We start from the raw sequence: 26092 nt of genomic DNA, 5'->3' as shown, positions 1-26092 counted from the left end.
GGACTCGCCGGCACCGTTGATCCGGGTGACACCCCGGTTGGTGGCTCGCGCGGCGAAGGAGTCGGCGTGGCAGAAACTGATTCGACGGGTTCCACCTGGCGGTACACCTGGGCGGGCCGGCAGAACGAGCGCCGGCTGCGGGCATACCGCGAGGCCGAGCAGGCGTGGCGGCACCGCGACGACGAGCTGCGGCGGCTGCGGGCCCTCGCCGTCGACCTGCACGGCTCGGTGGCAGCGGGCCACGGGCTGCCCCTGGAACTCACCCCAGGCGAGGTGGTCTTCTGGGCGCTGCCCGCCGCGCAACTGGTCGAGGTCCGGCACACGGCGGTGCTGCCCGCCCCCGACCTGACCGTCGAGCCGCTGCCGGCGCCGCTGCGCCACCGGCTCCCCGACGGCGTCAAGGTCACCGACGCCGGGATGGCCGTGATCACCAGCCGTCGTCTGGTGCTGCTCGGCGGGCGCGGCCGGCGCGACTGGGCGTACGGGAAGATGACCGGCCTGTCCCACGACCCGGCGGCCCCGGTGTCGCTGATCCAGGTCCTCGACCGGCAGCGGACCTGCGGGCTGCTGGTGCCACCCACGGCGGCGGCCGAGTTCCGGTTCATCCTCGCCCTGGCCTTCGCCGACGCCATCGAGCAGCGCGCGGCGGTCATCGCGCAGCTCGACGAAAGGATCGCCGAGCACGAGCAGACCAGGCCGTTCCGGCCGGCGATCGCCACCCCCGGGCAGGCCCGGCTCACCGGGCGCCTTCCCGGCGGCCGGCGCACCGTCGCCGTCGCCGCCGCGCTCGCCCTGGTCGTGCCCGCGGTGCTCTTCGAATCCGACCCGCCGGTCAGCCCCGGGTCCGATGTCGCGGTCGCCGCGACGCCGGTGCCCGCGCGGGTGTTCGCCCCCCGCGCCGCGCCGCCGCCGTCCGCCGCACCGAAGCCGCGACGCCCGTCACCCGCGCCCCCGCAGCCGCGCGAGCGGCGCTGCGGCGCGCCGGCCAACCCCGTGGGGTACGACTTCTGCGGCGGGACGCGCATCCGCCGGCCCGACCACCGGGTCTGCGACTACTTCGACTGCGTACAGGACTTCTGGGCCGGGCGCGGCTACCTGGTGCAGTGCCGCGACGGCGCGGTCAGCCTCACCGGTGGGCGGCGTGACGCCTGCGCCGACCACCGTGGTGTCAAGCGGACGGTGTTCGGCTGAAGTCCGGGACGGTCAGCGTGCCGTCCTCGGCGAGCGGGAAGCCCGGGTTCCAGGCGATCTCCCAGACGTGGCCGTCCGGGTCGGTGAAACAGCCGGCGTAGCCGCCGTAGAAGGTCTGCGCCGCCGGGCGGGTGATCCGCGCGCCGGCCTGCGCCGCCGTGGCCAGGACGTCGTCGACCTCGGCGCGGGAGCGGACGTTCTGCGCCAGCGTCACCCCGCCCGGGCCGGTGTCCGGCACGCCGGCGTCGGCGGCCAGCTTGGCGCGGCCCCACAGCACCAGGGCGAGACCGCCGGCCTGGAAGAAGACCGTCTCCTCGACCTCCTGGCCGCGCCAGCCGAGGCGCTCGTAGAACGCGCGGGCGAGGGGGAGGTCGGCGACGCCGAGGGTGATCAGGCTGATCCGCTGCTGCATTCCTCAGACCGTACCGCCGGGACCGTTGCCTCGCGGTGTGCCGTCCCGACGGAGGGGAGACGGCGCTGTGCGGGCTCGTCGGCGCGCAGCCGCTACAACTGGTGCAGAAGGAGCAGGCCGAAGGCGGCGGCGAGCGCGGCGCACCCCCAGACGGTGATGATGCGAAGTCGTCCGAGCAGGTCGGCGTCCCAGCCCTCGACCGCCCCGGAGGCGCGGCGGATGAGCGGGGTGGTGGCGCGCCCCACGCCGAAACCGACACCGGCGAGCGCGGCGACCTGCAGGCGCTGACCGCCGAGGAACACCGCGACCGCGAGCACGTACGGGGCGGTGGCCGACAGGTACGTACGCACGCCGGTGCCGAGCTCGAATCCGAATCGCAGCGCTCCGCGCCGCGGGCTGTGCCGCAGCACGTCCTGCGGCACCTGACGGGCATTCTGCGGCAGGGGGATGGTCACCACCCTGGCCTCCCGGAGCACGCCCAGCAGCGCCACCGACACGATGGCCGCGTACCGCCAGGACGCCGGCAGCGGCGCCGACAGCCCGGAGAGCGCGCCGAGGGCCACCCCGCTGAGCAGGCCACCGGCGATCAGCCCCAGGACGAACAGGGTGAGCAGCTTCCCCTGCGGATGTCGATCTCGCCGCCCGGGCGAGGCCAGCGCGTACGCGCTGTTGCGGGTTCAAACCGAGCCGGAGAGCGTGTAGCCGGCCAGCCCGCCGACCACCGCCCAGGTGAGCACGTGCCCGTACGCGGCGGCGAGCATCGCGCCGGCCGTGAACAGCAGGACGGGTACGAGCGGGTCGGTGGCCCAGCGGCGCGGCGGCGGAACGGGTCGTACGGGTGGTGGCTGACCCGTCATACGGCGCCGCCGGTGAGCGTGCGCCAGCAGCTCTGTCCCACGATGCCGTCGACGGTGAGCCGGTTCTGCCGCTGGAAGTCCCGTACCGCGGTATCGGTCGTCGAACCGAAGACCCCGTCGACAGCCAGCCCGTACGCGTGCTTGTTGAGTTGCCGCTGCACGCCACGCACGACGTGCCCGCTGTACGAGCGGTGCATGGTGGCCACTCGGACGGGTAGACGCGTGCGGGGGCCGATGACGCGGCTCACCGTGATTCCCCCGGCCGACACGGTGGCCACGAGGACGGGCCAGGTCTGGGCGTCGACGACGCCGGTCGCCGGGATCGCCTTTGCCGACTGGAACTGCTTCACCCGGGTCTCGGTGGCGCTGCCGAAGCTCCCGTCCACCGTGGTGGGATGGCCCCACGCGGTCAGCAGGTGTTGCACGGTGTAGACGTTCGGGCCGGTGTGGCCGCGCCGCGTGGTGGGCCAGCTGACCGTGGTGAGGCACCCGCAGTCGGTGGTCCAGCGGCAGATCGACCTTACCCAGCCCGAGCTGGTCTTCTTGTACCCGTCGTGGCAGCGGCGCTCCACCGAGCAGGCGCACGCGCCGCACGCGCCCTGGTAGCGCCACAGCCAGCCGTCGTACGTGCCGGCGTAGCACTGGTTCGGCCGCAGGATCCAGTTCGTGCCGTCGTTCTTGTGGAAGCCCGTGTACGTCCCGCTGGTGTTGCAGGCAGCGGCGAAGATCGTGCTCGGACCGCAGCCGGGGGAACAGTTGTGGTCGCTGGCGTACGCCGGGCACCCGCCGTAGATCGTGTATCCGTCGGCGTAGGCGCGGCGTGCGGCCGGGAAGATGCTCAGCGCGGCCATTCCCAGCGCGGTGCCGGCCTGGAGCAGCGTGCGGCGGGACAGCGCCCAGGACGTGGTGAGACCACTCCTGGTCCGGCTCGCCGGCGGGCGCCGCCAGGACACGGTGCCGGTGCCCGGGTCCGTTCCCCGCAGGGCGGGCACGGCGTCGAGGGTGGTCACAGGCTGCCTCCCCGGTGACTCGGGTGGACGGTCGGTCCGGTGGCGCTGCCGGACGGGTCGTCGACCTGGTCGAGCAGGTGGCGCAGTGCCACCCGGGAGCCGACGGGCTCGGATCGCTGGATGCGCCCGGTCACGTCGATCACGACCGCGAACGGGGTGGCGATCGCGTCGTACCGGTCGAACAGGTCGGCCTGCTCGTCGAGGACGGTCATCGGCAGGTCGGCCGCTCGGGGCGGGACAGTGTGCCGGTAGAGGACTCGAAGCACGACGCCGGCCCGGTGGACCTGTTCGGCGGCCTCGTCGAGCAGGTGGTCGCAGGTCGCGCAGCCGTGGTCCAGAAAGAGCAGGACCAGGGTGGCCGGGGACGGTGGCGCCAGGTCACGGAACCGGGGCGCCGGCGAGCCGGGCCGCAGGCCGACGGACGCGGGGCGACCGACGCTGCCGGTGGACAGGGCGTGCACCTGACGTACCAGGCCGGACACCACGAGGGCCAGCAGCAGGATCGCGATCCAGCTCAGGATCAACGCGCTCGTCTGGAAGCTCATCCGGGTACGCCTCCTCGGGTCACCCCAGCCGCCGGCTGATCCGGGGTCGGGTCGTGCATGGCGGCGGGCAGGTGCGTCAGGAGCGCGGTGAACGTCGCCGCGGCGAGCAGGATGATCGTGAGTGCGGTGCCGGCGCGCCCCACCGGCACGACCGCGCCGGACAGCACCGATCCGACCAGAGCCATGCCGGCGAGCGTGGACGCGCGCGCCACCACCCAGCCGGTCATCGGCACTTCCACCCGCGAGCACCCGCAGGGGACGGCCCGCCCCGTCGACCCCACGTACCGGCCGTAGCCCGCGTACGTGGCGAGGAGCGCGGCACCGCCGGCCAGGACCACGCCCAGCAGCCGGCCACCGTCGTCGCGGAGCAGGGCGACGACTCCGGCCGCGCCGAGCAGGCCCTCGGTCGCGATGACCACCGCCGCGACGGTGGACGGCGCGGGAACCACCCGGTGGGCGGCCAGCGCCGCCGACAGCGCCGCCGGCTTCGAGAGGTGCTCACCGCAGGCGATGAGCAGGGTGAGCAGCACGGTGTACGCCGCGACGCTGGCGACGAGGGCTGACACGACGTCCTCACTCGCCCGACTGGACGCGTAGCCGAGCCACCAGGTCCGGTACCTGGTCGACCACCGTGTCGGCCAGTGGCAGCACGGTCACCCAGGTGTCCGTGCCAGCGAGCACGAAGTAGGGCTTGCCGTCCGAGAGCGTGTCCCGGAAGAGTTCTCCCGCCCGGGTCGGCAACCCTCGCCACGACGGCAACTGCCGCGCGCGCTCCGCGGTGAGCGGCGTCATGTCCAGCAGGCCGAGCCCGGGCACCTGCTTGATCACGGTTGCCGGCGCCGTGAACCGGCTGCCGGCCCTGCTGTCGGGGCGCACGGCGAGACCGTCGGCGTGCTCCGCGATCCGCAGTGTCCGCAGCACCGCGAGCAGATCCGCGGTCGTGGCGCCGTACAGCTGGGTGACGAAGCAGTATCGGCGCCCTCGCCACGCCGCTACCAGCCGGTCCTCGCTGAGCCGGATCTGCGCGTCGTACGACCTCGCGCGCGCCGTCAGCAGGACGCCGCCCTGATAGTTGAGCTCCTCGTCGAAGTCGTTGACGCCGAGCGCCTGTGCCAACTCGTCGGCCAGGCCGACCGAGCCGGACGTGAACTCGTGCGGCCGCCCGGCGATGGTCAGCTCGACCACCGAGGTGAACGGCGCGCTGAAGTCGAGTGGGCCGCTGAGCAGGAACCGACGACCATCCATGGCGCGGTGCGCGACGGCTGCCTCCGCGACTGCCATCCCCACCACCTCCCCCGCAGGTACGGCACGTGGTGAACTCGAATCATCCGTGCACATGACTGTCTCTGTCCAGAGTCAGGCTGCGGTTCCTGCCGACAACCGCCTCCGGTGGGATAACCGTTCGCCGCCCGCCGTGCCCTGGCACTACCGTCGGCGACCGTGATTCGCACCGTGACCCTCGTCCTGGTCGACCCCGCCGGCCGGCCGCTCGGGGCGCTGCCCCCGTACGACGTGCCGACGCCCTGGTGGCAGGAGGTCGAGTCGGTGGTGCGAGGCGCGCCGGTCGAGGTGACCGTCCTTCGACTGCTCGCCGGCGAGCGCCCCGCGCCGCCCGGGGGTGCGGTGGCCTACCTGGCGGAGGCGGCCGGCCCGGTCCGCGTACCCCTGATGCCGGTGTCGGTGGAGCTGGCGCCGCATCCGCTGCGCGCGCCCTGGGCGGAGCCGGGCGGACCGGCGGCGAGCCTGGCCTGGGCGCGGGCGGCGCTCGACCGGCTCGGACGGCCGGTGACCGAGGCGGCGCAGCAGCGGACCTGGAACCTGTCGGCGATCTGGCGGCTCGACGGGCCGTGCGGCACCGCCTGGCTCAAGCAGGTGCCGGCCTTCTTCCGGCACGAGGCGGCGGTGCTGCGCCGGCTCGACGCGGTGGTGCCCGGGCTCGTGCCGACGCTGCTCGCCGACGACGGTGACGGGCGGATGCTGCTCGACCACGTGCCGGGGGAGGACCGCTACGAGGCAGACAGCGCTGAACGCCAGGCCATCGCCGCGGACCATCACGCCCTTCAGGTACGTGCGCTGCCGCTCGCCGACGACCTGGTGGCGGCCGGCGTGCCGGACCTCTGCGGCGCTGGCCTTGCCCGGTGGATCCGCGCCGCACTCGCTCCGCACGCCGCCCCCGCCCTGCTCGACGGGTTGGCGGCGCGGCTGGAGGAGGTACGGCGGTGCGGGTTGCCGGACACGCTGGTGCACGGGGACCTGCACCCCGGCAACGTCCGGAGCGACGGGCAGCGGCGGGTGATCATCGACTGGGGGGACTCGTTCGTCGGGCACCCGGCGTTCGACATCCTCCGGCTGACCGAGCGGCTCGACCCGGCGGCGGCCTCGTCGCTGCTTGCGGCGTGGTCCGCGCGATGGCGGGCCAGCGTGCCGGGCTGCGAGCCGGAACGGGCCGTGGAGCTGCTGCGGCCGGTCGCGGCGTTGCGATTGGCGGCGGTGTACGCGGCTTTCCTGGCGGGGATCGAGCCGAGCGAGCGGGTCTACCACGAGGCAGACGTGCCGGACTGGTTGGCGCAGGCCGCTGCCCCTTATGTGGACGCGGCCTGATCGCCACCCGTTTGGAGCCGTCCACCAGGGACGAAGGTCCCACGCCGCGGTGACCTCGCCCCCTGCCGGCGTCGCCTTCCTGCTGTTCGGCCAGCACCTGCGTCCGATGCTGACGGCCTGGCAGGACCCGGCGTCGCTGACCGAGTACGCCTCCAGCCCCACCCCGTTCTGGATGGCGACCCGGACGCCTCGGCGGCGTTGGCGGGCGGGTTCGCGTTGGCGCGGCGGCGCTCACCGCCCTGACGGTGGCGTTCCACCGGCCGCTGGTCGCCCGGCGGCGACCGGCCGCCGCCGCACCTCGGCACGCGACCAGCGGTCGACGCTGAAGCCCACGAGGTCCCCGGCCTGTTCGCAGCCCGCCAGCCATTCCAGCGCGCCAGCGGCGTCGGCTGGAAACCAGTCCTGGGAACCAACGATCACGCAGCAGTTCGAGCCGGGCGCTGACACCAGCCGCGCAGCTGGTCGGGGCGGCGGAGCCGTCGGCCGCCAGGTACGCCTTGTCTCCGCGAGCCCCGCGCCGCAGAGCAGTTGGTCGCGGCAAATGCGGATGTCGGATCTCCACCGACTGTCGGATGCTGCTGGTATGTGCGCCTCGCTGATGGATGCTGGACCAGGTCTGGGGGACGCTTGTGGCTGAGGTGGCGCTGCGACCGGTCGACGACGCCGACCTCGACGCGTTGTTCGAACAGATGCGGGATCCCGAGTCGGTCCGGATGGCAGCCTTCACCGCCAAGGATCCCGACGATCGCACCGCTTTCGATGTCCACCTGGCGAAGATCAGGACATCGCCTGAGGTCACCACCCGCATTATCACGCTCGACGGAGGGCTCGTCGGTAATATCGCCAGCTTCGTAATCGAGGGTGATACCGAGGTCACCTACTGGATCGACAGATCCTTCTGGGGGCAGGGCATCGCCTCCCGAGCGCTTGCCCTCCTCCTCGAATCGGTTCCCGTCCGGCCACTGTTCGCCCGCGCCGCGAGTGACAACGTGGGATCGCTCAAGGTGCTACAGAAGGCAGGATTCGCGATCACAGGCACGGAGACCTCGTTCGCCAACGGGCGGAACACAGAGATCGAGGAAACAATCCTGCGCCTCGATGAGCCCACGGAGACCGCGCCATTCGATGCGTCGAGCGGGAAGAAGCGGACGCACTGATCTCGGCACGACCGGACACCCGCGTCGGCCAGTGTCGGTTACGGCCAGTGACGTACGCGTCAACGATCGGCACGGACGGCGGCATGAGCGTGCGTGTGGCCCAGGGTTCGCACCGTGCCCGTTGTTAGGCGTCAGCACGCCGGCGGGGTGTGGCCCTCAGCGTCCGGCGGTCAGTCAGTCCTCGGGACCGCTGGGGCCGAACGCCTCCTCGATCATCTCCGCGTACTCGGCGTCGGTTGCGCCGCGCCACTCGCCGGTCGTCGGGTCCTGGACCAGCCACGGCTGGTACAGCGTGCCCTCTACCCACTTGGAGAACCAGTCAACGATCGTCATGTGCTGCGGGAATGTGCATGACACGCCGTCCGGCGCCGGGTTCGGGTCGTAGCCCCAGACCTGGCCGTCGGCGAGGTTGAGCTCGCTGCTGATGCCGCAACCCCAGTCGCACAGGGTCAGGACACCGCCCTTGAGCCCGGTCAGCGCGTCCAGGCCGCCAGTTCGATGCCCATTCCTGAGGCCGAGGAGACCGTAACCGGGGCCGAAGCCGCCGTTGCCGACCTCCAGGTAGAGCCGGCGCAGCAGCGATGGCAGTGATCGGCCGGCCAGTTCCTGGGCCTCCGCGACCGCGGCAGGCGGCGCCGGTCGGAGCGGCGCCAACCGGCTGGCTGCCACCTCGTCGATGTACCCGCCAGCGGCGATCCGTCGGACCACCGCATCAAACACCTGGTCCTCTCTTGTCGACATTGCCCCGCAGCGTAGCCGCACGGTGTGCGATTCATTAGTCGGCCCGTCGGCTGGCCCGCGCACCGCACTGAAATTGGCAGATCCGGTCGTCTCCAACGCGCTGTCGACGGCAGATCCGCACACGTGATCATGCGCCGAGCCGTGCGGACCGTCGTGAGAAAATCGATGCTGGTCGGGTTTCCCGTCGTGACCGCCGATGAGCGCACCACGCTGGAACAGTCCCTGGACCTCCACCGCTACCGCGTCCTAGCTGTACCCGGCCACAACGTTGGTCGCATCGTTGGGGTAGGGCGAGGTTCACGGGCCCGGCTTGACCCTCACGTTGCGTGAGGCTAGAGGGTGGGGTGCATCAGTGACTACTACGATGCGTTTGAGATGAGCCCCGTGCCCGCTGCCGGCCCGGATGCGGTTCCGCCGGAGCCGTTCCGCGGCATCTATGCAATGCCCGCGTTCGTGACGACCTTCGCGCGATGGGCCGCCGATCACGCGGACGAGTTCCGCTGACCGACACCCTGTCTCGCATTCACAATCGCCGCCCGGCCTGATTTTCTACCTTGCGCAGGCTTTGGTCACCCGTCCTGTCATCGGCATGTCCGCACGCCGACCAGCCGGGCAGAGCCGTCACGTAACGTGGCGATCGGATCGCGGCATGTGAGGATGCGTGCTGTACCCGGCAATGATCCACAATGGTGGCGTGCCAGCCACCGTCGCCGACGCGATGCCTCGGTCTGTTTACCGGAGGCTCCGTTCGCTCACCGCCATGGAATTGGTCAACGTACCGCTGCAGGCCGGGTTGTGGTTCGGCCTCGTCGGCTTACCGGCCACGGCACCCAACCTGATCGGCTTCGGCCTGTTCGCCGTCCTGCTGATCGAGGGCGCCGCCTACTGGGGAGCCAAACTGCACCAGATGTGCAGTCACGGGCGCCACCTTCCGGCCGGCGTTGCCTTTCGCGCTGCGCGCGCCGTCAACCCGCTGCTTCTCGGCTCTGGAGTCGTAATCATCGGGTACGCCACAGCCACGGATCCCGGGCGCGCCACCTGGCCAGGGCTCGCCTTTGCCTTGTTCGCAGTCGTCGAACACGTCAACTACTTCCATGTTCAGCTCATGCACGACACGATCGCTGACGTGCGCCGGCTACGGTCTACCGGCCTGCGCCCCTCTCACCTCGCCCGCGATATCGCACGGGCGAAGTGAGATGGAGACCGGCCGGGTGCTGGGCAGAGTGAAGCTAGCCGGAGGCGTCGCAGGCATCGCCCGGCTGCACGCGATTCTCGGTGAGCACCTGGGCGAGGACGATGAGGACGCCATGGTGTTGGTTGGCCCGTTGGCGGCCCAGGGCGTGGTCGACGGCGGCGCTGATGGCCTCGACGGGCGCCGGGAGTGACGTCTCGCATGCGGCGGCGGTCGACCCGGCCGGCGGAGCCGGTGATGGCACGGTGGCGGCAGTAGCGAGGCCCCTGGTGTTGTCGAGCAGTTGGGCGGCCGCGTCGAGCACCTCCCGGCGCACGTCCTGTGGCGGGTCCTGCCGATGGGAACAGCGGGCCGGACGGGATTCTCGGCAGGCACAACAGGGCGCCACGTCGGGCAGACGGTGCCGGTAGGCCCCGCGTCACTCGGACAGATGGATCGGCACGCTGGTGATGACGATCCCGGGAAGGTGGCGCAGGGCTCGCCGGAGCCGCTGGCGCGTACGGCTGTGCAACAGTTCGTGCCAGCGGTGCCGGACCACGATCTCCGGCAGCACCACGGTGAGCACGATGTCCGGCCGCAGCGTGTGCAGCGCGTCGAGATAGTGCGCCAGCGGCGGAATGATCGCCCGGTACGGCGAGACGATGATCTCCAAGCGCAGATGGTCGCCCCAGGTCCCCCACTGCTCCGGGAACCGGTCCGCCTCCTCGTCGTCCGGGCTGATGTGTACGGCGAACGCCGGCGGCTCGAGCGAGGCGGCGTACGCCAGGGCGCGCAGCGCGGCCAGGTTGAACCGGGCGACCGGCACGACGACCAGATGCCGTACCTCCTGCGGGCTTTCCTCGGTCTCCTGGATCTCCGCGCCGCCGGTCGCGCAGTTGGCGGGCTGGGCGGGCGGCGGCGGGACCAGTCGCTTCCTGGGGGCGGTTGGCGGCGGATGCAGCCGCAACGCGCGCTCCACCGTGTCGTAGTGGCGGCGGATCCGCAGGGCCAGCAGGATGATGGCCGGGATGGCGATCACCACCACCCAGGCGCCCGCGGCGAACTTGGTGACCGCGGCGGTGAGCAGCACCACGGCGGACAGCAGCGCACCCGACGCGTTGACCGCCTGACGCAGGCGCCAGTGCCGCCCCCGCTGTCGGAGCCAGTGGACGACCATGCCGGCCTGCGACAGGGTGAAGGCCAGGAAGACGCCGACCGCGAAGAGCGGGATGAGCGACTGCGTCTGGCCGCCGAAGGCGAAAAAGATGATCGCGGCGGCGAGGGAGAGGGCGATGATGCCGTTGCTGAACCCGAGACGGTCGCCCATGTGCAGGAAACGGCGGGGCGCGTAGCCGTCCCGCGCCATGAAGAACAGCAGCCGGGGAAAATCGTTGTACGCCGTGTTGGCGGCAAACAGCAGGATGAGCGCGGTGGCGGCCTGGATGATGACGTACCACGGGCCGGTCGGGAACGTGCGACGGGCCAGTTGGGAGAGCACGGTCTCTTCTGGCCTGGGCACCACGCCGTCGAGGTGGATCAGCACCATCAGCCCGGCGAACATCACGACCAGCAGGCTGAGCATCCAGGTCAACGTGGCACGGCCGTTGCGCCACTCCGTCGGCCGGAAGGCCGGTACGGCGTTCGACACCGCCTCAATGCCGGTCATCGAGGTCGCCCCGGACGAGAAGGCGCGCAGCACGAGAAGCAGGCCCACTCCCTCGACGACGGGGACCGGGGCTGGCGGGACCGGGGTGAACCCGCGCCCCGCCGCCTGCGCCAGGCCGACGGCGAGCAGCAGGATCATGGCGCCGAGGAAGAGGTACGTCGGCGCGGCGAACAGATTGCCCGCCGAGCGTACGCCGCGCAGGTTGCCGGCGAGCAACCCGGCGATCACCAGGAGGCCGAGCGGGACGGTCAGCGGCGCGAGCACGGGCAGGGCCGAGGTGACCGTCTGCATGCCGGTCGACACGGAGACCGAGACGGTGAGGACGTAGTCCATCATCAGCCCGGCCGCGGCGGCCAGGCCGGGCCGGCGGCCGAGGTTGTCGCTGGCCACGATGTAGGAGCCGGCCCCGTGCGGGTAGGCGGGGATGGTCTGCCGGTACGAGAGCCCGACGACGATCATCAGCACCACCAGCGCGGCGGCGATCGGCAACGACAGGCCCAACGCGGAGCTGCCCGCGAGCGCGAGGATGGTCAGCATCGCCTCCGGGCCGTACGCCACCGAGGAGAGCAGGTCCGAGGAGAGCACCGGCAGGGCGACGAGCGGCCGTCGTGACCGTCGCCGCCGACGCACGTGAGCAGCGTCTGGTGGTCTTCTACGCCGTCGCGGTGTTCCTGAGCTTCCTCGCCGGTTTGAGCGCCATGGCGGTGTTCTTCCGTCGCGAACGGCGACCCGTGCAGCTCGCGGTCAGCCTTGTCGGCGCCGTCGGAGTCGCCCTCACATTGGTGGTGAACCTCGCCCGCGGCTACCCGATCGCGTCCCTCGCCGCCGCGCTGCTCGTCGGTGGGGTGTTCTACGGGCTGTGGGTACGGGCAGGTCGGCCACGCGGAGTCCGCGGGGTCGCGGCCGAGGCCGACTGAAGCGGGGAGAGCTGAGGACGCACAAAAGCGCCCAGCCGACAACGACGTGCCCCGCACCTCATCTCGGCAGAACAGGATGCCGCTCGGCTCAGGGCCCAGCTACTGAGCGTTATGACCTTGATCGGCTTGCGTGCCAGACGACAGCACCAGGCGCCGCACGATTCGCCGCCCTCAACGAGCTTGCCCCGACGGCTGGTCGAGTTGCCCGCTGTGCGCGCCCTGACGCTCCCAGCGGCCTGATTGGGAGCAGTTCGGGTACCGCCACATCGCATTCGCGCCTTCGCAGCTCACGAACTGCTGGTGGACCGGATGTGGCAGAACCCGAACCGCATTCCCACAGCTCAGGGGTCGATCGTGACGCTACCAGCCGTACGCCGACGCATGCCCTGATCGGCTCAGCGCTGGTCGCCCGCCGCAGCGCCGCCAGACTGATCCGATCCGCGAAGGGCAGCGGAAGCCCACCGGCTTGGGTGCACTGACATGCCGATGAGCGGAAACTCGATCATGCCAGCAGCGAAGCGCTTGCTCCTCACGCGGCGTCATGCCACATAGTCGGTGGTGTGGAGGAGTACCTGACCGTGGGGCGTGTGGCGGAGTTGGCCGGCGTCAGCGTCCGCACACTGCATCACTATGACGAGATCGGCCTCCTGGAGCCGTCCACGCGGACCGCGGCTGGGCACCGGGCCTACTCCGCGGGCGACGTGGAGCGACTCCGGGAGGTGCTCGCCTACCGGCGGCTCGGCTTCGGATTGCGGGAAATCGCGGATCTGGTTGACGATCCGGCCACCGACGCAGTCGCGCACCTGTGCCGGCTGCGCGGCCTGCTGATGGACCAGCGCGACCGCGCTGCTGCCATGGTGACGGCCATAGACAGGGAACTGGAGGCACGAGCAATGGGAATCAGGACGACGCCAGAGGAGCAACTGAAAGTGTTCGGCGCGCAGTTGTACGACGCCATCGGATCCGCTTACCCAGCGACGCGGCGCACCGAGCCACGGATCGCCGCGCGCATCTGGGATGCGCTGGGGGACGCACGTACGGTGCTGAACGTCGGGGCTGGCACCGGCTCTTACGAACCACCCGACCGCGACGTCACGGCGGTAGAACCGTCGGCGGTCATGCGGGCGCAGCGTCCCGTGGGCGCGGCGCCGTGCGTGGCCGCCGCTGCGGAGAGTCTGCCGTTCGAGGACCAGTCCTTTGACGCCGCGATGGCGGTCAGCACCGTCCATCACTGGCCGGACCCGGTCGCCGGGCTGCGTGAGATGCGGCGTGTGGCCCGCCGCGTGGTGGTGTTCACGTACGACGCCGATGACACCGGCTGGCGTCAGCGGTTCTGGCTCACCCGCGACTACTTACCTGAGTTCGCAGACCTCCTCGTCGGCTGGCCGTCCTTGGCCGACCTGACCCGCGCGATCGGAGGACGCGCGGAGCCGGTGCTCGTCCCGTGGGACTGCGCTGACGGCTTCTTCGAGGCATACTGGCGCCGGCCTGAGGCGTACCTGGACGAACATGTACGCCGCGCGGTTTCGGTATGGACCAGAGTCGGACCGCAGGCTGAGCAACGGGCAGTCAGCACACTCCGCGAAGACCTTTCCTCAGGCCGGTGGGCCGAGCGCAACCGCGACCTCGTCGCCCTCGACACGGCAGAGCTCGGCCTCCGCCTGCTCGTGGCATGAACCAGCGTATGCGAGAACGCCGCCAGAAAGCTGCACCGCGCAGCCATGGCTGCTAGGCCTGGGCGATTGCTTTCTCCCCGGTCACGACGTATCTAGCCGAGCAGGTTCGGGCACCGCCACATTCGGAATCATGTTTTGCATAACCGCAGCCCTTGACCTTCGGCGCCACCCCGTACCCGAGCTCGACCTTGCCGTCGGCGTCCGGCGGACCGAAGAACCCGATCCCGCCGGTGACCAGACCGGTGACCCGGTGCACTATCCGCAAGGGTGTGCGGGTCCACGGCATTTCTCGCCTGGACCCGCACGTATGCTCACCCGGCCGAGCCGACCAGCGGCGGCGCCTCGACCAGCGGCGACGGCTGGTGTTCGCGCAGCCCGTGCCGGTCATGCCAGCGGCGCAGGGCCGGCGGCGACCACCAGTTCCAGTGGCCGAGCAGCGTCATCGTCGCCGGGACCAGCACACAGCGCACGATGGACGCGTCGACCAGCACGGCCACGAACAGGCCCAGGCCGATCTGTTCCAGGTCGCCGACCCGGGCGGCGGCGAAGAACCCGAACACGATGAGCATCAGCAGTGCCGCCGAGGTGATCAGCCGGCCGCTGCGCTGCAGCCCCTTGCGCACCGCGTCGTCATTGGCGTCACCGGCATCGACGTATTCCTTGATCCGGCCGAGCAGGAATACCTCGTAGTCCATCGACAGTCCGAACCCGAACGCGAACACCAGCACCACCACGAACGGGCTCAGCCCGCCGACCGTCAAGGTGTCCAGCGGCCCGGCTAGCCAACCGCGTTCGAAGACCGCCACCAGCACGCCGAACGTGGCGCCGAGCGACACCACGTTCATCACCAGGGCCTTCACCGGGATCACCAGCGAACCGGTCATCAGAAACAGCAGCAGCAGCATCGCCACGGTGACCGTGAGCAGGGCGGCTGGCAGCCCGTCGCGGATGCGCTGGTTGAGGTCGAGCAGCACGGCGGCGTCGCCGATCACCCAGGACTGCACGCCGGCCGGTCGGTCGGCCCGGATCCGTTCGACCAGGTCCTGCGCCTGGGCTGACTGGCTGTCGCCGCGCACCGCGATGGTGAGCAGGGCCAGGTCCGGGCCGACCTGCCGGGCGGCATCGATCCGTGCCACGATCGGTTCGGCCGCCCAGCGCGCTGCCCAGCCGTCCAGCGCCGCCAGGTCGGTACGGGCCACCACGGTCACCGCAGGCTGCACCGTCTGGCCGTACCGGCTGCCCAGATCCTCGGCGACCTGCACCGACTCGATAGTGTGCGGCAGGCTCTCCAGCTGTGGCAGCCGGATCGTTGCCCCCAGCAGCGGTGCACCGGCCGCTAGCAGCACCACGCCGGCCACCACCGTCATCAACACCGGCCTGCGCTGGGTGTGGCGCGCCAGCCGAGCGAAGAACCCGGGTTCGGGCCGGGCACCCCGTACCGCCAAGGCTGCCGCCGCGTCGCGTGGCGAGACCTCGGCGCGGCCCCGCCGCAGCCACCTGCCCGGCCGGGCAGGTTTGATCCAGCGGCCGGTTGCCCCTATCAGCGCGGCCGTCAGGGTGAGCGCGCTGAGCAGCGCGACCACTGTTGCGGAGATGCCCGCGGCACCCATCGCCTGCAGCCGCGGCACCTGGATGAACAGCAGACCGGACAGCGCGGCGGCCACGGTCAGCGCGCTGAACAGGAGCGTCCGCCCGGCCGTGCTCCAGGTGGCGGCCACCGCGTCGGCCGGTGCCCGGCCGGCGGCGAGTTCCTCCCGGTAGCGGGCGATCAGCAGCAGCCCGTAGTCGATCGACAGCCCGAGGCCGAGCATCGACACCACGGTGACTACATTGGAGTCCAGGTCGACGAACCGGGAGAAGGCCAGCAGCACCCCGAACGAGCCGAGCACGGTGGCCAGGGTGGCCAGCAGCGGCAGGCCGGCCGCGACCACGCCGCCGAACACGACGACCAGGACCAGCAGCGTCAGCGGCAGTGAACCGAGTTCCGCCCGGCTCAGGTCGGCCTGCACGGCGTCGTTGACCTCGCCATCCATGATCGCTTCGCCACCCAGCCGAGTGACGGCGCCCGGCCCGGCGTCGGCGCCGAGCTGACGCAGCCGGGCCGAGGCGACCTCGACCGCCACCTCCTCACGATCATCATCGGTGAACCGGTCGAGGGTCACCCGCAGCGCGAACCCGCGACCGTCGACGGCCGGCAACGGGTCCGAGACCTCGCGCACGCCCGGCAACGCTGCCAGGTCGGCACGGGCCAGGGTGACCGCGGCGGTGACGGCGGCGCCCGCCGGATCGACGCCCTCGACGATGACCACCAGGTCGTCGCCGGCGTCCGAGCCGGCTCGCAACGCCTCCCGGGCCGCACCCGTCTCGGTGCCGTTGAGCTGGTTGGAGTTCGACATCCCGTCGAACACCGGCCCGGCGGCGAGACCGCCGACGACCATTGCCGCCAACCACAACACGAGCACCGGCCAGCGGTGCCGGTGACATAGACGTCCCAATCGTGTGAGCATGCCGACAACCCTCGGCCACCGGCGCCACGGCGTCAGTAAGCCAGGCCTCCGTTACGGGGGTGGGGTAAACCCCACCGGGCGGCTGTGTCCCGCCCCATCGCGCCTGCCTAGGACCGGTTATTACGGTTGCACCATGCAGATGACAGGACCGTTCCGCACAGCACGCTCGACGGTGCTCGTTGTCGTCGGCGGCGTGGTCGGGATGCTGTCAGGCGTCGTGCTGCTGGTTGCCATTGCGCTGTGCCTGGTGCTGGCGGTGACGGTGATCGGAGTGCCGATCGCGATCGCGCTGCTGTTCGGCACCGTCGGCGTGCTCACCGCCGTGCAGCGGTCGAGGCTCACCGGGTACGGCGTGCAGCTGACCGTCCAGCGTCGCACCGCAGGCCGCTGGTGGGAACGGGCCCGGCAGCCCGGCCCCTGGCGCGCGCTGTGCTACCACCTGCTGGTCGTGCCGCTGGGCTTCGCCGGCTTCCTGCTGGTGGTCGGCCTGTGGTCGGCGGCGCTGGGCACCGTGCTGCTCATCTCGTTCGGCTGGCTGCTGCCGCCCGGCAGCGCCTACGGCATCGCCGATTACGAGCCGGTCGGCCTCACCCTGGCGTGCGTCGGCTGTGTCGCGTTGATCATCGTGGCGCTCGTCGCCGCTCGCGGGCTGGCCCGGCTGGACATCGCGCTGGCCGGCTCGCTACTGCAGACCAGCCGGGCCGAGGTGCTGGCCCAGCGGGTGACGGCGCTGGCGGAGAGCAGGGCCGACGTGGTGGACGCCGCAGACGCCGAACGCCGCCGGATCGAACGCGACCTGCACGACGGCACCCAGCAGCGGCTGGTCTCGCTGGCGATGAACCTCGGCATGGCCCGGGCGAGCCTCACCGACACCGATCCGCAGGCCAGAGCAGCCATCGAGCAGGCGCACGACGAGGCCAAGCAGGCGCTCGCCGAGCTGCGAGACCTGGTGCGCGGGCTGCACCCGGCGGTGCTCGACGACCGGGGGCTGGACGCCGCGCTGTCGGGCATCGCTGCCCGCTCGCCGGTGCCGGTGCGGCTGCGGGTCTCCGTACCGGCCCGTCCGTCGCGCACCATCGAGGCGGTCGCCTACTTCGTGGTCTCGGAGGCGCTGGCCAACGTGGCCAAGCACGCTCAGGCCGACTGGGCCGAAGTCCAGGTAGCGCGGATCGGTGATGTGCTGCACATCGCCATCATCGACACCGGGCGCGGCGGCGCCGACCCGGATGCCGGCACCGGGCTGCGTGGTCTCGCACGGCGCACCGGTTCGGTGGACGGCACGCTGCGGATCGAAAGCCCGGTCGGCGGACCAACCCGGATCATCGTGGAGTTGCCATGCGAGTCGTAATCGGTGAGGACTCGGTCCTGCTGCGAGAGGGCCTGATCCGGCTGCTGGACAGCGCGGGCCTCCAGGTGGTGGCGGCCGCGGGTGACGCCGAGGCGTTCCTGCGGGAGGTCGCCACGCACCAGCCGGACCTGGTGGTGCTGGACGTGCGGATGCCGCCGAGCTTCACCGACGAGGGGCTGCGCGCCGCCCTCGTGCTCCGCCGGCAGTGGCCGGACATCGCGGTGCTGGTGCTGTCGCAGTACGTCGAGGAGCGCTACGCCACCGAGCTGCTGTCCGGCACCACCAGCAAGGTCGGCTACCTGCTCAAGGACCGGATCGCCGACGTCACCGACTTCCTCGACGCGGTCCGCCGGGTGGCCGCCGGCGGCACCGCGCTGGATCCGGAGGTGGTGGCCCAGCTGCTCGTCCGCCGCAACAGCGACCCGCTGGAACGGCTCACCGCCCGGGAACGCGAGGTGCTCGGGCTGATGGCCGAGGGCCGCTCCAACGGCGGCGTCGCGACGGCGCTGTTCATCAGCGAGAGCGCCGTCGGCAAGCACGTCAACAACATCTTCACCAAACTCGATCTTCCGCTGACCGACAACGACCACCGCCGGGTGCTTGCTGTGCTGCGGTTCCTGGCCGCCTGAATTTCACTCACATCTATCCCGTACGACGTTACGGGCGCTGTACCGCGCCCGCGAAACGAAGAGGAGTCCCACCATGAACAAGGTCGGCTGGATCGTCGTCGGCGCCATCGTCACCGTCGTCGCCATCGCCGCCGGCATTGCCGCCGTGTGGCTCGTGTCGTCCCGCGGCCCGGACCAGACCGAGGTCCAGCAGCACACCGAGCAGCGGATACCCGAGAGGCTGATCTTCGTAGACTTCGAGGCGAGTGATGTCAGGGTGGTGGGCGGCGACTACGACGAGGTCCGCATCGAGCGCACCCTCAAGTGGGACCGCACCAAGCCGAGGGTCACCGAGACCTGGTCCGGCACCACCCTGCAGATCAGCCACGACTGCCAGGACAACACTGTGCTCAGCGCCTGCTCGGTGGACTATTTCGTGCAGCTGCCGGCGAACGTCGCCATCCAGGCGGAGACGTCGTCCGGCGACGTCTCAGTCGACGGGCTCACCGGTCGGATCAAGCTGGACGTAGTCTCCGGCGACGTCGAGGTGAAGGCCGACTCCACCGCCGTCGATGTGCACGCCACCTCTGGCGCCGTGACGGTCAGCAACGGGGCCTCGGGTGCTTCGATCGAGACGGTCTCCGGCGAGATCCGGGCCGAGTTCACCGCCGCGCCGGGCACGGTGCGGGCCCGCTCGACCTCGGGCGATGTGACCATCCATCTGCCGGCACCGGCCGACGGCTACCGCCTAGACATCAAGTCCGTCAGCGGCGACCAGGACGTGTCGCTGCCCTCCGCGCCGACCGGCGACCGGACCATCACCGTCGAGACGGTCTCGGGTGACATCCGTGTGGGCTGACGGCGATCACAGCCAGTCCGGTCGGGTGACATCCGTGTGATCGGCTACGTCACCACATGGCTCGATTGTCTGACGGCCCCTCGCTCGCGCACGTGCTCGCGGACACCGCAGGCCGAAAACCGAGGAGAACTGATCAAGGGCTGGCCCTAGAGCCAGCGCTTGATCAACTACCTGCAAACGGTACGGTTCGCGCTACTGGTGCGGTGACCGGGAAGGTTCGCCGGGGTGAGCTCTGCGAGATGATCGCGTCATGAGTGAGATCGTCTTGATGTCGGATCCGAGGGTCGCCGCTATGCCCGTGGCGGAATGCGGTGAACGTCTCGTGGACGTCCGCCGCGGCGGCTCGTTGCTGGTCGATGACAGCGTGGTCGGCCGGCCCGGCCGATGCCGGCCGGAGGTCGTCAGCAGGCCGGGGCCGGGCCGGCGCGGCCCGCTTTGCAGGCCGCGTTGATCTGATAGAGCGGAATTCGGCAACGTCATCCGGTGACCTGTTGTCCTCCGTCGGCTGATGTGCGGCAGTCGTCCGCCAACTGATCTGCGACACCTCAGCGCGCTGATCGCGGCATGTGCGGACGCCTCTGCAATGGGGCCGGGCGCACTACGATTGGGGACCGGCCTGCCCAGCGCGCGGCGCCGGTACCGCGCGTCACTGAACTCAGGGGTGGCAGCACCGTTCGAGTCGGGCCAGGCTCCGGGGAGCCCGCTCACCATGGGCGGGCTCCCGAAACAGCCCAGCCACACCGCTCGACTGCTACCGCGCGGATCGCGGCAGATCAGTGCATCTGACCATGATTCTCGGACGCGGTCCGAGACCCGCAGGCCCTGACTCGTCGCATGTCCAGGCGTCGACCGATGCTCTTGGCCGGTGGTTGAAAGGTTCTATGAACAGCACGCGACTGTTCGGGCAGGCGCATGGCGGTTGTTCCTTGATCAACGACGATCACTTCGCGTTGCCTCGGAGTTGGACGGCGATCACGGCCAGGAACGTCCAGTCCACGATGCCGGCCAGCAGCAGCAACCGGAAGTCGGAAGCGGCGCCCGCCGCACCGCTCAATGCCAGGTCCAGTACGGGTACAGTCAGGCAGTAGGCCATCCAGCCGCGCCGGCGGAGCTTGGCGTAGCGGCGGGCGAACACCAGGCTGGCGGCCAGCACCGCGATCCCGCTCACCGTGGCGGCGCTATCGTGCGCCACGCCGTGCCAGGTGATCGTCTCCGCCTCTTGGGCGGGGTAGCCGTTGTACGGGTCGGCCGGCAGCACGCCGCTGGCGATCATCGCGACGCCGAACAGTCCGTACAGCAGTGGTCCCCAGGTGCCGGCCGGACCCGAGTGCAGGGCCCGTCGCACGCCGACCGCACCCGCGATGGCCAGCAACCCGGTGAGCACGAACGCGCTCACTTGCACCCAGCCGTGCGGCCCGAGCGCCAGGAGGCTCAGCGGGTGCCGGGACGGGTCGAAGCCGGGCCGGGCGGCCGCCTGTACGAGCACCGCGCCGGCGAACAGTGGCCCGGCGACGATCCCGCAGTCGAGAAGGGCGAACCGCCGGCCGGCGGTCCCCGCCAGCGCCGCGCTCACCGGACGGCCATCTCGCTCAGCAGCACGTCGAGCCGCTCGTACGACTCGGTCGCGCCCCGCGCCATCCCGCTGTTCACCGCGCCAGCGAGCGTCGCGTCCGAGGGGAACCGCGACCGGGTCACGACCCGCGTGCCGTCGTCGGTCGCTGTGAACGTGGTCATTTCCAACACCGCCTGGTCGTCGAAACCGGGCACGTCCAGGACGAACGTCTGCACCAGCTGCTCCGGCGCCACGATCTTCAGGTACTCGCCCTTGAACGGCGTTTGCTCCCCGTCGGCCGAGCGGTTGATGAACCGCCACCGCCCGCCCTCCCGTACGTCCATCTCCAGCACGGTCGTGCTGCTCTCGGCAGGTCCCCACCAGCGCGTGATGTGCTCGGGCTCGGTGAACGCGCGCCACACCAGTTCCGGCGGTGCCGCGAAGGTGCGCTCGATGATCAGGTCGGCGCCTTCGGTTTGGATGTCGGTCATTGCCCCGCGTTTCCTTCCTGGATTTCAGTGAGGTACCGGTCCAGCCGGTCGTAGCTCTGGCCCAGGAAGGCGCGGTACTGCGCCATCCACTGGACCACGTCGCGCAGCGGCTCCGGGCGTAGCCGGCACGGCCGCCACTGCGCGTGCCGGCTCTGCTCCACGAGCCCGGCGCGCTGAAGCACTCTCAGGTGCTTCGAGATCGCCGGCAGGCTCAGCTCGAACGGCTCGGCCAGCTCGCCGACCGTCGCCTCGCTCCTTGCCAGTCGGGCCAGGATGGCCCGGCGCGTCGGATCCGCCAGTGCCGCGAACGTCACGCTCAGTTCGTCGTCCGCCGTCACGTACTTTACCTCTCGGTTAATTAACTAGTCGGAAGAATACGCGGACGCCGGGCGGGCGGTCAACCCGCTTCCTTGATCAACAGGAGGAGGCGGGCGACCCGATCGTCGACCGGTGCGGCCGGAGCCCGTCGGCGTCTCCAAACTCATCTGCAACGACAAACAGCACAAGTTACGCCGATCGGGCCTGCAAGCACCGTACGGAGCGTGACGATCGCCGGTGAGCTTTGTGTGTTCACGGCGGAACGAGCGGACATTGCGGCGTCGGGCCCGGTCAAAGAGTTGGGTCGGCCGGGGTCGATGGCGGTTAGGACGCGTCGGCAGGCCGCCCGCTGTTGGTCGTCATTCGGCCCGGTGCGCCGCGGCTGCGCCTGCAGGCGTTGGAGGCACACCCGGGCCGAATCACCCGTGCGTCACCAGCGAGACAAACACCAGCACGCTCGCAGCGGCATGACCGGATGTCAAGATCGGTCGAGGACTGCAGTTCAGCCAGGCCGCACCGCACGCGGGGCCGGGCTTGTAGGGCTGATGAACGCCGCGTCCTGCCCGCTTATCGGTCCGGACAGTGGTGGCCACTGGAGTCGTTGAGGACGAGGAGGCCCCGGCGGGTTGGTGAAGGCTGATCCCGAGCAGGTGTACGAGCGCGCCTGCCTGCCGGGCGGAGCGCAATGCAGTCCTGTGACCGCGATGGGTGTGCGTCTCAGTCGATGGTGCCTTCAATCTTGTCGGTCAGGTCGAGGATGTCAGAAACGGCGTCCAACACGGTGACCTCGACCAAGGCGCCATCGCGGCCGTACCGGCGGCGGTACTCGGCGATCGGCAGCCAGGATCGATGCCCCCGCATGGGGTGGTTCTTCTGCGTCACGGCCCCGGAGTTGAGCCGGCAAAGTTCGATTCGTGGGCCGTGTCGCTCGACGAGGGCGCGGGTGTCGACGTGCAGGACCACCTGGTCCTCGGTGCGGTACTCCCTCGCTTGACGCAGCCGGTCCAGCCGCTCAGCGCTGGCCCAGAAGAAGACCCGGGAGTTGATGGCCGCGAGGTACTCGGTCAGCGAGGAGTTTGGATCAATCTTCTCCGCGACGAATTTCATCGGCTTCTGATCGCGGATCACGGCAGGCGGCAGGCCGGGCGCGCGCAGAACGCTGGACTGCTTGCGAGGGGCGCTCAGGAGTCGGTCACGCTCGGCGGCGTCGAGGTCGAACAAATCGATCAGTTGCTGCGTGGACAGGAGGCCGTGTCGTTGCACCGATGGCCACGCGGTCGCCGACATCGTGTGGAAGACCTGCGGATGGCGCGCGATCAGTTCCTCGACGTCCATGACGGTCATCATGCCGGCGTCCGCGACTACGGGCCATCAGGGATCCGGTCGACGTCCTCCCATCACATGGTCGACGGGTGGCCTGCAGCGCTGGCGCTCCTCGGCGTACGTCTACGCCTGTCGAGACAACCGCTACCCTCCGTAGTGACCGGCTCGCGGCATGAGAGTGCGCCATCCGCGGCCGGTGCCGGTCCGGCTCGGTATCGACGGCTGGCTTCCGGCATCCTGATGGCGTGGCAGATCCGGAGCGGTTTCTAAGGTTCGAGCACCAGCACCGCGATGGGCTGCACACGTATGTGATCCGCGCCGATGAGGCAGATCTGCCTGGCCCGGCGTGGTCGGGGTTGTGGGAGCAGAACTATCCGGAAGATCCGGACATCAACCCGTGGCAACGGCACGGGATCAACAACAACGACGGGGAGGCCCTGGCAGTATGGCGTGCGCTGGCGTGGGCCCTGACCGCAGGTCGAAGCCGGTTCGCCATTCCTACCTACTACCGAGACCAGGCGGCGCAGTGTCTAAGCGTCGACCGTCAGACGGTGCAACTGGTCCGGTGGGAGTATGAGGTTGACGTTGAGCAGCCCGAGTGCCTCAGCGCCGACGTCGGGTTCGTTCCCGCTCGCGCCTGCGTTTCGCTGTGGCCGGCGCCGGATCTGTGGGAACGCCGCCACGCAGAGTTCGCCGGCCTGTTCGGGCTGGACAGCTTCCGAGACTTCACCAACCTCGACTTGGCCGTCGCAGGCGATGCCAGCTCGGAGCTCACGCTGTTCGCCCTCTCTGATCCAGCCCGGGCCGGTTTTCTGGCCGCCTCGCTCAATCAGGCCGACCGCCCATACCTGGCCGACATCCTGCAGCCCGGTGACATCTTCGTCGATCTGGCAGTGATGCACGATCTCGGTATCGGCGCCAGCAGCTACCTCACTGTCAAGACGTCCGAAGCGACCGAGAAGGTCGGCCATCTGGCCGACCACTTCAGTCGATCCTTTCGCCGCTATCTCGACCGGGTTGGTCAGATCCGGACGTTCGAAGAGTTCCACGCGGCGATCGACGATCTACTCGCCCCGCCCGACACCTGCAGCCGCTGAAGCGCGAAGGAATATAGATGACCCAAACAGTCGAGGTCGCAAGGTGGACGCACATGTGGGCGGCAGCTGCTGCCCACATATGTCAGCAGCTTGAGTCGACCTGGGACGACGAGGCTGTCGGGGCCTCCATTGGTGCCCGAGATGCCCTTTCGCTAGTGCTTGTCGACGCCATCCGCAATGTCCATCGCGGGGCCGAAAAGGTGTGCGGCGCGGACAGCAAGGCCGTCCGCGCGTTTGTCACCGCGCAACCAGCACTCAAGGATCTGCGGGATCGGTTCGAGCATTTTGACGCCTATGTAGTGGGCGATGGGTACGCCCAACGAAGCAAGGGGCAGCCTCCGCTGATCATGGACGCAACAAGTGGTATCGAGATTTCGGCCAGTCACGGTGGTGGTGATGATGACGGCCATATCGTCGTGGTGAAGGTAGCCGAGAAAGCTGGGCCAAAGGAATATCTATTTGCATCTCGCGCCGCGACCGATGCGGCACGGGTCTTGGCTTGGGAAACTGTGCGGGCGGCAGGCCTTGCAGACGAGCGCCACGCGAAGGAATGCAAGACGTGCCAAGAAATCCCCGCTGAAACCCGTCGGAATCGGCTGAACCGCCCGCCACACGGATGACGGCAGATTTACGCGCGTCTCGGGCACATGTCAGCCTAAGGCTGCCGCTGAACGACGCCTGCAGCGAACCACGTCACCAGCGTCGTGGCGAGATGCACTGCGGCGCGTGCCTGGGCCGCTGTCTCCGACACCGTCGGACGCTGTCCTCCATGCCGCGAGGTCTGCCCCTTCCAAAGCACGTCCATCATCGCAACAACTGCTTCGAGGCCGGCGGCGGTTCCAGGCTGCCCAATGTCCGCCGAGAATCGATGCGGCACACTCCGAAGTTCACCGAGCATGGTGCCAAGGGTCGCCTTGGCGTTGTTTGGCTGCACGATTGAATGCGCTGAGGCCTCGACGGCCTTGATCGCGTCGCTGTAGGCCTGCGGGGCATCCGGGTGCAGGCCACTAATAGCGGTCCAAGCTGATCGGAGGAAGTCCACAGCCGAGCCAGACGCGGGCATCCGTTCAAGCGCACTACTCGCATCTCTGAGCGCTAGTTCACTTGCCGGGTCTGTGCGGCGCACCAGACGACATCCGTCCTTCGAGATGACGTAGATCAGCCGGGCGTCGTCGAGGTGCTGCTGGAGGATTTTCCGGTGGTCGTGTTTTATCGCTGCCATCGCCGCGAAGAAGCGCGACATTGGGTCGGTAGCTTTCGGCTCGGGCGAGCGAGCAGGAAGCAAATCCAGGAATGCATCGACCAGGTCGAGTAGGGCGCGGTCCGGCACGACGTGGGCCAAGGCGTGGGACACCCGCACGCGGCGGTCGCGCCAGAAAGGGGGGTCGCTCTCGTCGTATGGCTCAGGCTCCCAGTCCTGCCGGAGGCCAAGTAGCACAGGTACGCGCTCAAGGTCCGATCTATCTATGCCCTGACCGGCACGGAAGATCCACTTCCTTAGCTCAGTGGCCAGGGCCGGGGAAACCTTCTCGTTCCACTGCTGGTTCCCGCTTTGACGAGCAGACAGCGGCTGCCACAGGTCAGACATCGACACGGGAAGACGATAGCGCTCCGGATCTATGCGATGCGACAGAGATACCGCTGCCTAGGTGCCATCACCAGCCTGGTTGCTAACGCTGCCCCCGACCCTGATCGAGTGCACCCACATCGGCAGATCCGGTCGCTCACCGACGAAGGTCAGCGCCCGGACGGCGGCAGATCCGGTAGTTTTGCAGGGCTTGGTGCAAGAAGGGCACCGTACACTGAAGTAATCTCAGCTACTTTGCAGCAGGTATTTGTACTCGAAATGGGTCAGGTGCAGTGCGGCCGCGACGATGTCGCTGATTCGGCGTGGGCTGGCGGTGGTATGCCGCAGGGTTTTCCAGCGTCCGATCAGGATTGCGAAGCCGTGTTCGCCCTGCCAGCGCAGTCCGCGTAGCAGTCGGTTGTAGGCGCGGTTGTCGGGAGCGAGCCGTTGTCCGTCGGTGGGTTGCTTGATCGGGGCT

30 protein-coding genes are annotated in these 26092 nt (G+C 69.8%); 13 read left to right on the top strand and 17 right to left on the bottom strand.

Annotated elements, in window-relative coordinates; genetic code table 11:
* Positions 1 to 66: 66 nt before the first annotated feature.
* Complete coding sequence (locus tag ABZ807_RS22385; protein ID WP_357161153.1) at positions 67 to 1191, top strand: hypothetical protein; 1125 nt, start codon at positions 67 to 69, stop codon at positions 1189 to 1191.
* On the opposite strand, the gene ABZ807_RS22380 is transcribed toward ABZ807_RS22385, so the two are convergent.
* The 7 genes from ABZ807_RS22380 to ABZ807_RS22350 form a co-directional block, all read right to left on the bottom strand.
* Positions 1169 to 1603 (bottom strand): VOC family protein, encoded by a 435-nt coding sequence (locus tag ABZ807_RS22380; protein ID WP_357161151.1) that lies wholly within the window; start codon positions 1601 to 1603, stop codon positions 1169 to 1171. The two genes, ABZ807_RS22385 and ABZ807_RS22380, sit on opposite strands and share 23 nt — an antisense overlap.
* A 92-nt stretch (positions 1604 to 1695) precedes the next feature.
* Complete coding sequence (locus tag ABZ807_RS22375) at positions 1696 to 2166, bottom strand: hypothetical protein (RefSeq protein WP_357161148.1); 471 nt, start codon at positions 2164 to 2166, stop codon at positions 1696 to 1698.
* Positions 2167 to 2280: 114 nt separating this feature from the next.
* Positions 2281 to 2460, bottom strand: a complete 180-nt coding sequence (locus tag ABZ807_RS22370) for a hypothetical protein (protein WP_357161146.1) — start codon at positions 2458 to 2460, stop codon at positions 2281 to 2283.
* Complete coding sequence (locus ABZ807_RS22365; protein ID WP_357161143.1) at positions 2457 to 3470, bottom strand: peptidoglycan-binding protein; 1014 nt, start codon at positions 3468 to 3470, stop codon at positions 2457 to 2459. Before ABZ807_RS22365 ends, ABZ807_RS22370 begins: the two co-directional genes overlap by 4 nt.
* The gene (locus ABZ807_RS22360; RefSeq protein WP_357161140.1) at positions 3467 to 4015 is read right to left on the bottom strand and encodes a hypothetical protein; all 549 of its coding nucleotides are present in this window, start codon (positions 4013 to 4015) and stop codon (positions 3467 to 3469) included. The genes ABZ807_RS22365 and ABZ807_RS22360 overlap by 4 nt, the downstream gene beginning before the upstream one ends.
* Positions 4012 to 4581, bottom strand: coding sequence for a MauE/DoxX family redox-associated membrane protein (locus ABZ807_RS22355; RefSeq protein ID WP_357161137.1), 570 nt, complete (start codon positions 4579 to 4581; stop codon positions 4012 to 4014). Before ABZ807_RS22355 ends, ABZ807_RS22360 begins: the two co-directional genes overlap by 4 nt.
* A 7-nt stretch (positions 4582 to 4588) precedes the next feature.
* Positions 4589 to 5296 (bottom strand): hypothetical protein, encoded by a 708-nt coding sequence (locus ABZ807_RS22350; RefSeq protein ID WP_357161134.1) that lies wholly within the window; start codon positions 5294 to 5296, stop codon positions 4589 to 4591.
* Positions 5297 to 5455: 159 nt separating this feature from the next.
* Between ABZ807_RS22350 and ABZ807_RS22345 the strand changes: the two genes are divergently transcribed.
* The gene (locus tag ABZ807_RS22345) at positions 5456 to 6616 is read left to right on the top strand and encodes an aminoglycoside phosphotransferase family protein (protein ID WP_357161131.1); all 1161 of its coding nucleotides are present in this window, start codon (positions 5456 to 5458) and stop codon (positions 6614 to 6616) included.
* Between the two features lie 602 nt (positions 6617 to 7218).
* Positions 7219 to 7773: a GNAT family N-acetyltransferase gene (locus ABZ807_RS22340; protein WP_357161128.1), complete on the top strand. Its 555-nt coding sequence runs from the start codon at positions 7219 to 7221 to the stop codon at positions 7771 to 7773.
* Between the two features lie 174 nt (positions 7774 to 7947).
* On the opposite strand, the gene ABZ807_RS22335 is transcribed toward ABZ807_RS22340, so the two are convergent.
* Positions 7948 to 8514, bottom strand: coding sequence for a hypothetical protein (locus ABZ807_RS22335; RefSeq protein ID WP_357161125.1), 567 nt, complete (start codon positions 8512 to 8514; stop codon positions 7948 to 7950).
* A 375-nt stretch (positions 8515 to 8889) separates the two neighbouring features.
* On the opposite strand from ABZ807_RS22335, the gene ABZ807_RS22330 reads away from it, so the two are divergent.
* The 3 genes from ABZ807_RS22330 (at position 8890) to ABZ807_RS22320 (ending at position 9899) form a co-directional block, all read left to right on the top strand.
* Complete coding sequence (locus tag ABZ807_RS22330; protein WP_357161122.1) at positions 8890 to 9018, top strand: hypothetical protein; 129 nt, start codon at positions 8890 to 8892, stop codon at positions 9016 to 9018.
* A 190-nt stretch (positions 9019 to 9208) separates the two neighbouring features.
* On the top strand, positions 9209 to 9709 hold the full coding sequence (locus ABZ807_RS22325; RefSeq protein ID WP_357161120.1) for a hypothetical protein: 501 nt from the start codon (positions 9209 to 9211) through the stop codon (positions 9707 to 9709).
* Positions 9710 to 9725: 16 nt separating this feature from the next.
* Positions 9726 to 9899 (top strand): hypothetical protein, encoded by a 174-nt coding sequence (locus ABZ807_RS22320; RefSeq protein ID WP_357161117.1) that lies wholly within the window; start codon positions 9726 to 9728, stop codon positions 9897 to 9899.
* A 225-nt stretch (positions 9900 to 10124) separates the two neighbouring features.
* On the opposite strand, the gene ABZ807_RS22315 is transcribed toward ABZ807_RS22320, so the two are convergent.
* Positions 10125 to 11981, bottom strand: coding sequence for an APC family permease (locus ABZ807_RS22315; RefSeq protein WP_357161114.1), 1857 nt, complete (start codon positions 11979 to 11981; stop codon positions 10125 to 10127).
* On the opposite strand from ABZ807_RS22315, the gene ABZ807_RS22310 reads away from it, so the two are divergent.
* Entirely contained in the window at positions 11960 to 12268 is a 309-nt protein-coding gene (locus ABZ807_RS22310) for a hypothetical protein (RefSeq protein WP_357161111.1), read from the top strand. The two genes, ABZ807_RS22315 and ABZ807_RS22310, sit on opposite strands and share 22 nt — an antisense overlap.
* A gap of 560 nt (positions 12269 to 12828) precedes the next feature.
* On the top strand, positions 12829 to 13944 hold the full coding sequence (locus tag ABZ807_RS22305) for a MerR family transcriptional regulator (protein ID WP_357161108.1): 1116 nt from the start codon (positions 12829 to 12831) through the stop codon (positions 13942 to 13944).
* Between the two features lie 52 nt (positions 13945 to 13996).
* Here the strand turns inward: ABZ807_RS22305 and ABZ807_RS22300 are convergent, their stop codons facing one another.
* Positions 13997 to 14200, bottom strand: a complete 204-nt coding sequence (locus ABZ807_RS22300; RefSeq protein WP_357161105.1) for a hypothetical protein — start codon at positions 14198 to 14200, stop codon at positions 13997 to 13999.
* A gap of 55 nt (positions 14201 to 14255) precedes the next feature.
* Entirely contained in the window at positions 14256 to 16451 is a 2196-nt protein-coding gene (locus tag ABZ807_RS22295) for an MMPL family transporter (RefSeq protein ID WP_357161102.1), read from the bottom strand.
* 133 nt (positions 16452 to 16584) lie between these two features.
* Here ABZ807_RS22295 and ABZ807_RS22290 point away from each other — a divergent pair, with 133 nt between their 5' ends.
* The 3 genes from ABZ807_RS22290 to ABZ807_RS22280 all read left to right on the top strand — a co-directional run bounded on the left by ABZ807_RS22290 (position 16585) and on the right by ABZ807_RS22280 (position 19266).
* The gene (locus tag ABZ807_RS22290) at positions 16585 to 17799 is read left to right on the top strand and encodes a histidine kinase (protein WP_357161099.1); all 1215 of its coding nucleotides are present in this window, start codon (positions 16585 to 16587) and stop codon (positions 17797 to 17799) included.
* The gene (locus tag ABZ807_RS22285) at positions 17787 to 18428 is read left to right on the top strand and encodes a response regulator transcription factor (protein ID WP_357161096.1); all 642 of its coding nucleotides are present in this window, start codon (positions 17787 to 17789) and stop codon (positions 18426 to 18428) included. Before ABZ807_RS22290 ends, ABZ807_RS22285 begins: the two co-directional genes overlap by 13 nt.
* A 73-nt stretch (positions 18429 to 18501) precedes the next feature.
* Complete coding sequence (locus tag ABZ807_RS22280) at positions 18502 to 19266, top strand: DUF4097 family beta strand repeat-containing protein (protein WP_357161093.1); 765 nt, start codon at positions 18502 to 18504, stop codon at positions 19264 to 19266.
* A gap of 940 nt (positions 19267 to 20206) precedes the next feature.
* On the opposite strand, the gene ABZ807_RS22275 is transcribed toward ABZ807_RS22280, so the two are convergent.
* The 4 genes from ABZ807_RS22275 to ABZ807_RS22260 form a co-directional block, all read right to left on the bottom strand.
* Positions 20207 to 20839: a DUF998 domain-containing protein gene (locus ABZ807_RS22275; RefSeq protein ID WP_357161090.1), complete on the bottom strand. Its 633-nt coding sequence runs from the start codon at positions 20837 to 20839 to the stop codon at positions 20207 to 20209.
* Complete coding sequence (locus ABZ807_RS22270; RefSeq protein WP_357161087.1) at positions 20836 to 21309, bottom strand: SRPBCC family protein; 474 nt, start codon at positions 21307 to 21309, stop codon at positions 20836 to 20838. Before ABZ807_RS22270 ends, ABZ807_RS22275 begins: the two co-directional genes overlap by 4 nt.
* Positions 21306 to 21647 carry a metalloregulator ArsR/SmtB family transcription factor gene (locus tag ABZ807_RS22265; RefSeq protein ID WP_357161084.1) on the bottom strand — a complete coding sequence of 114 codons (342 nt, stop codon included), beginning with the start codon at positions 21645 to 21647 and terminating at the stop codon, positions 21306 to 21308. Before ABZ807_RS22265 ends, ABZ807_RS22270 begins: the two co-directional genes overlap by 4 nt.
* A 697-nt stretch (positions 21648 to 22344) precedes the next feature.
* Positions 22345 to 22962 (bottom strand): hypothetical protein, encoded by a 618-nt coding sequence (locus ABZ807_RS22260; protein ID WP_357161081.1) that lies wholly within the window; start codon positions 22960 to 22962, stop codon positions 22345 to 22347.
* A gap of 233 nt (positions 22963 to 23195) precedes the next feature.
* Between ABZ807_RS22260 and ABZ807_RS22255 the strand changes: the two genes are divergently transcribed.
* Both ABZ807_RS22255 and ABZ807_RS22250 read left to right on the top strand, forming a co-directional pair.
* Positions 23196 to 24047: a hypothetical protein gene (locus ABZ807_RS22255; RefSeq protein WP_357161078.1), complete on the top strand. Its 852-nt coding sequence runs from the start codon at positions 23196 to 23198 to the stop codon at positions 24045 to 24047.
* A 17-nt stretch (positions 24048 to 24064) separates the two neighbouring features.
* Positions 24065 to 24667: a hypothetical protein gene (locus ABZ807_RS22250; protein WP_357161075.1), complete on the top strand. Its 603-nt coding sequence runs from the start codon at positions 24065 to 24067 to the stop codon at positions 24665 to 24667.
* A gap of 35 nt (positions 24668 to 24702) precedes the next feature.
* Here ABZ807_RS22250 and ABZ807_RS22245 read toward each other — a convergent pair whose 3' ends face one another.
* Positions 24703 to 25641, bottom strand: a complete 939-nt coding sequence (locus ABZ807_RS22245) for a hypothetical protein (protein ID WP_357161072.1) — start codon at positions 25639 to 25641, stop codon at positions 24703 to 24705.
* A gap of 219 nt (positions 25642 to 25860) precedes the next feature.
* Positions 25861 to 26092 (bottom strand): transposase family protein (locus tag ABZ807_RS22240; RefSeq protein WP_357161069.1); only part of this gene is annotated, 232 nt, incomplete at its 5' end.

It is taken from the genome of Micromonospora sp. NPDC047548, assembly GCF_040642975.1.
GTDB lineage: Bacteria > Actinomycetota > Actinomycetes > Mycobacteriales > Micromonosporaceae > Micromonospora.
This window is presented reverse-complemented; position numbering and strand designations above follow the sequence as displayed.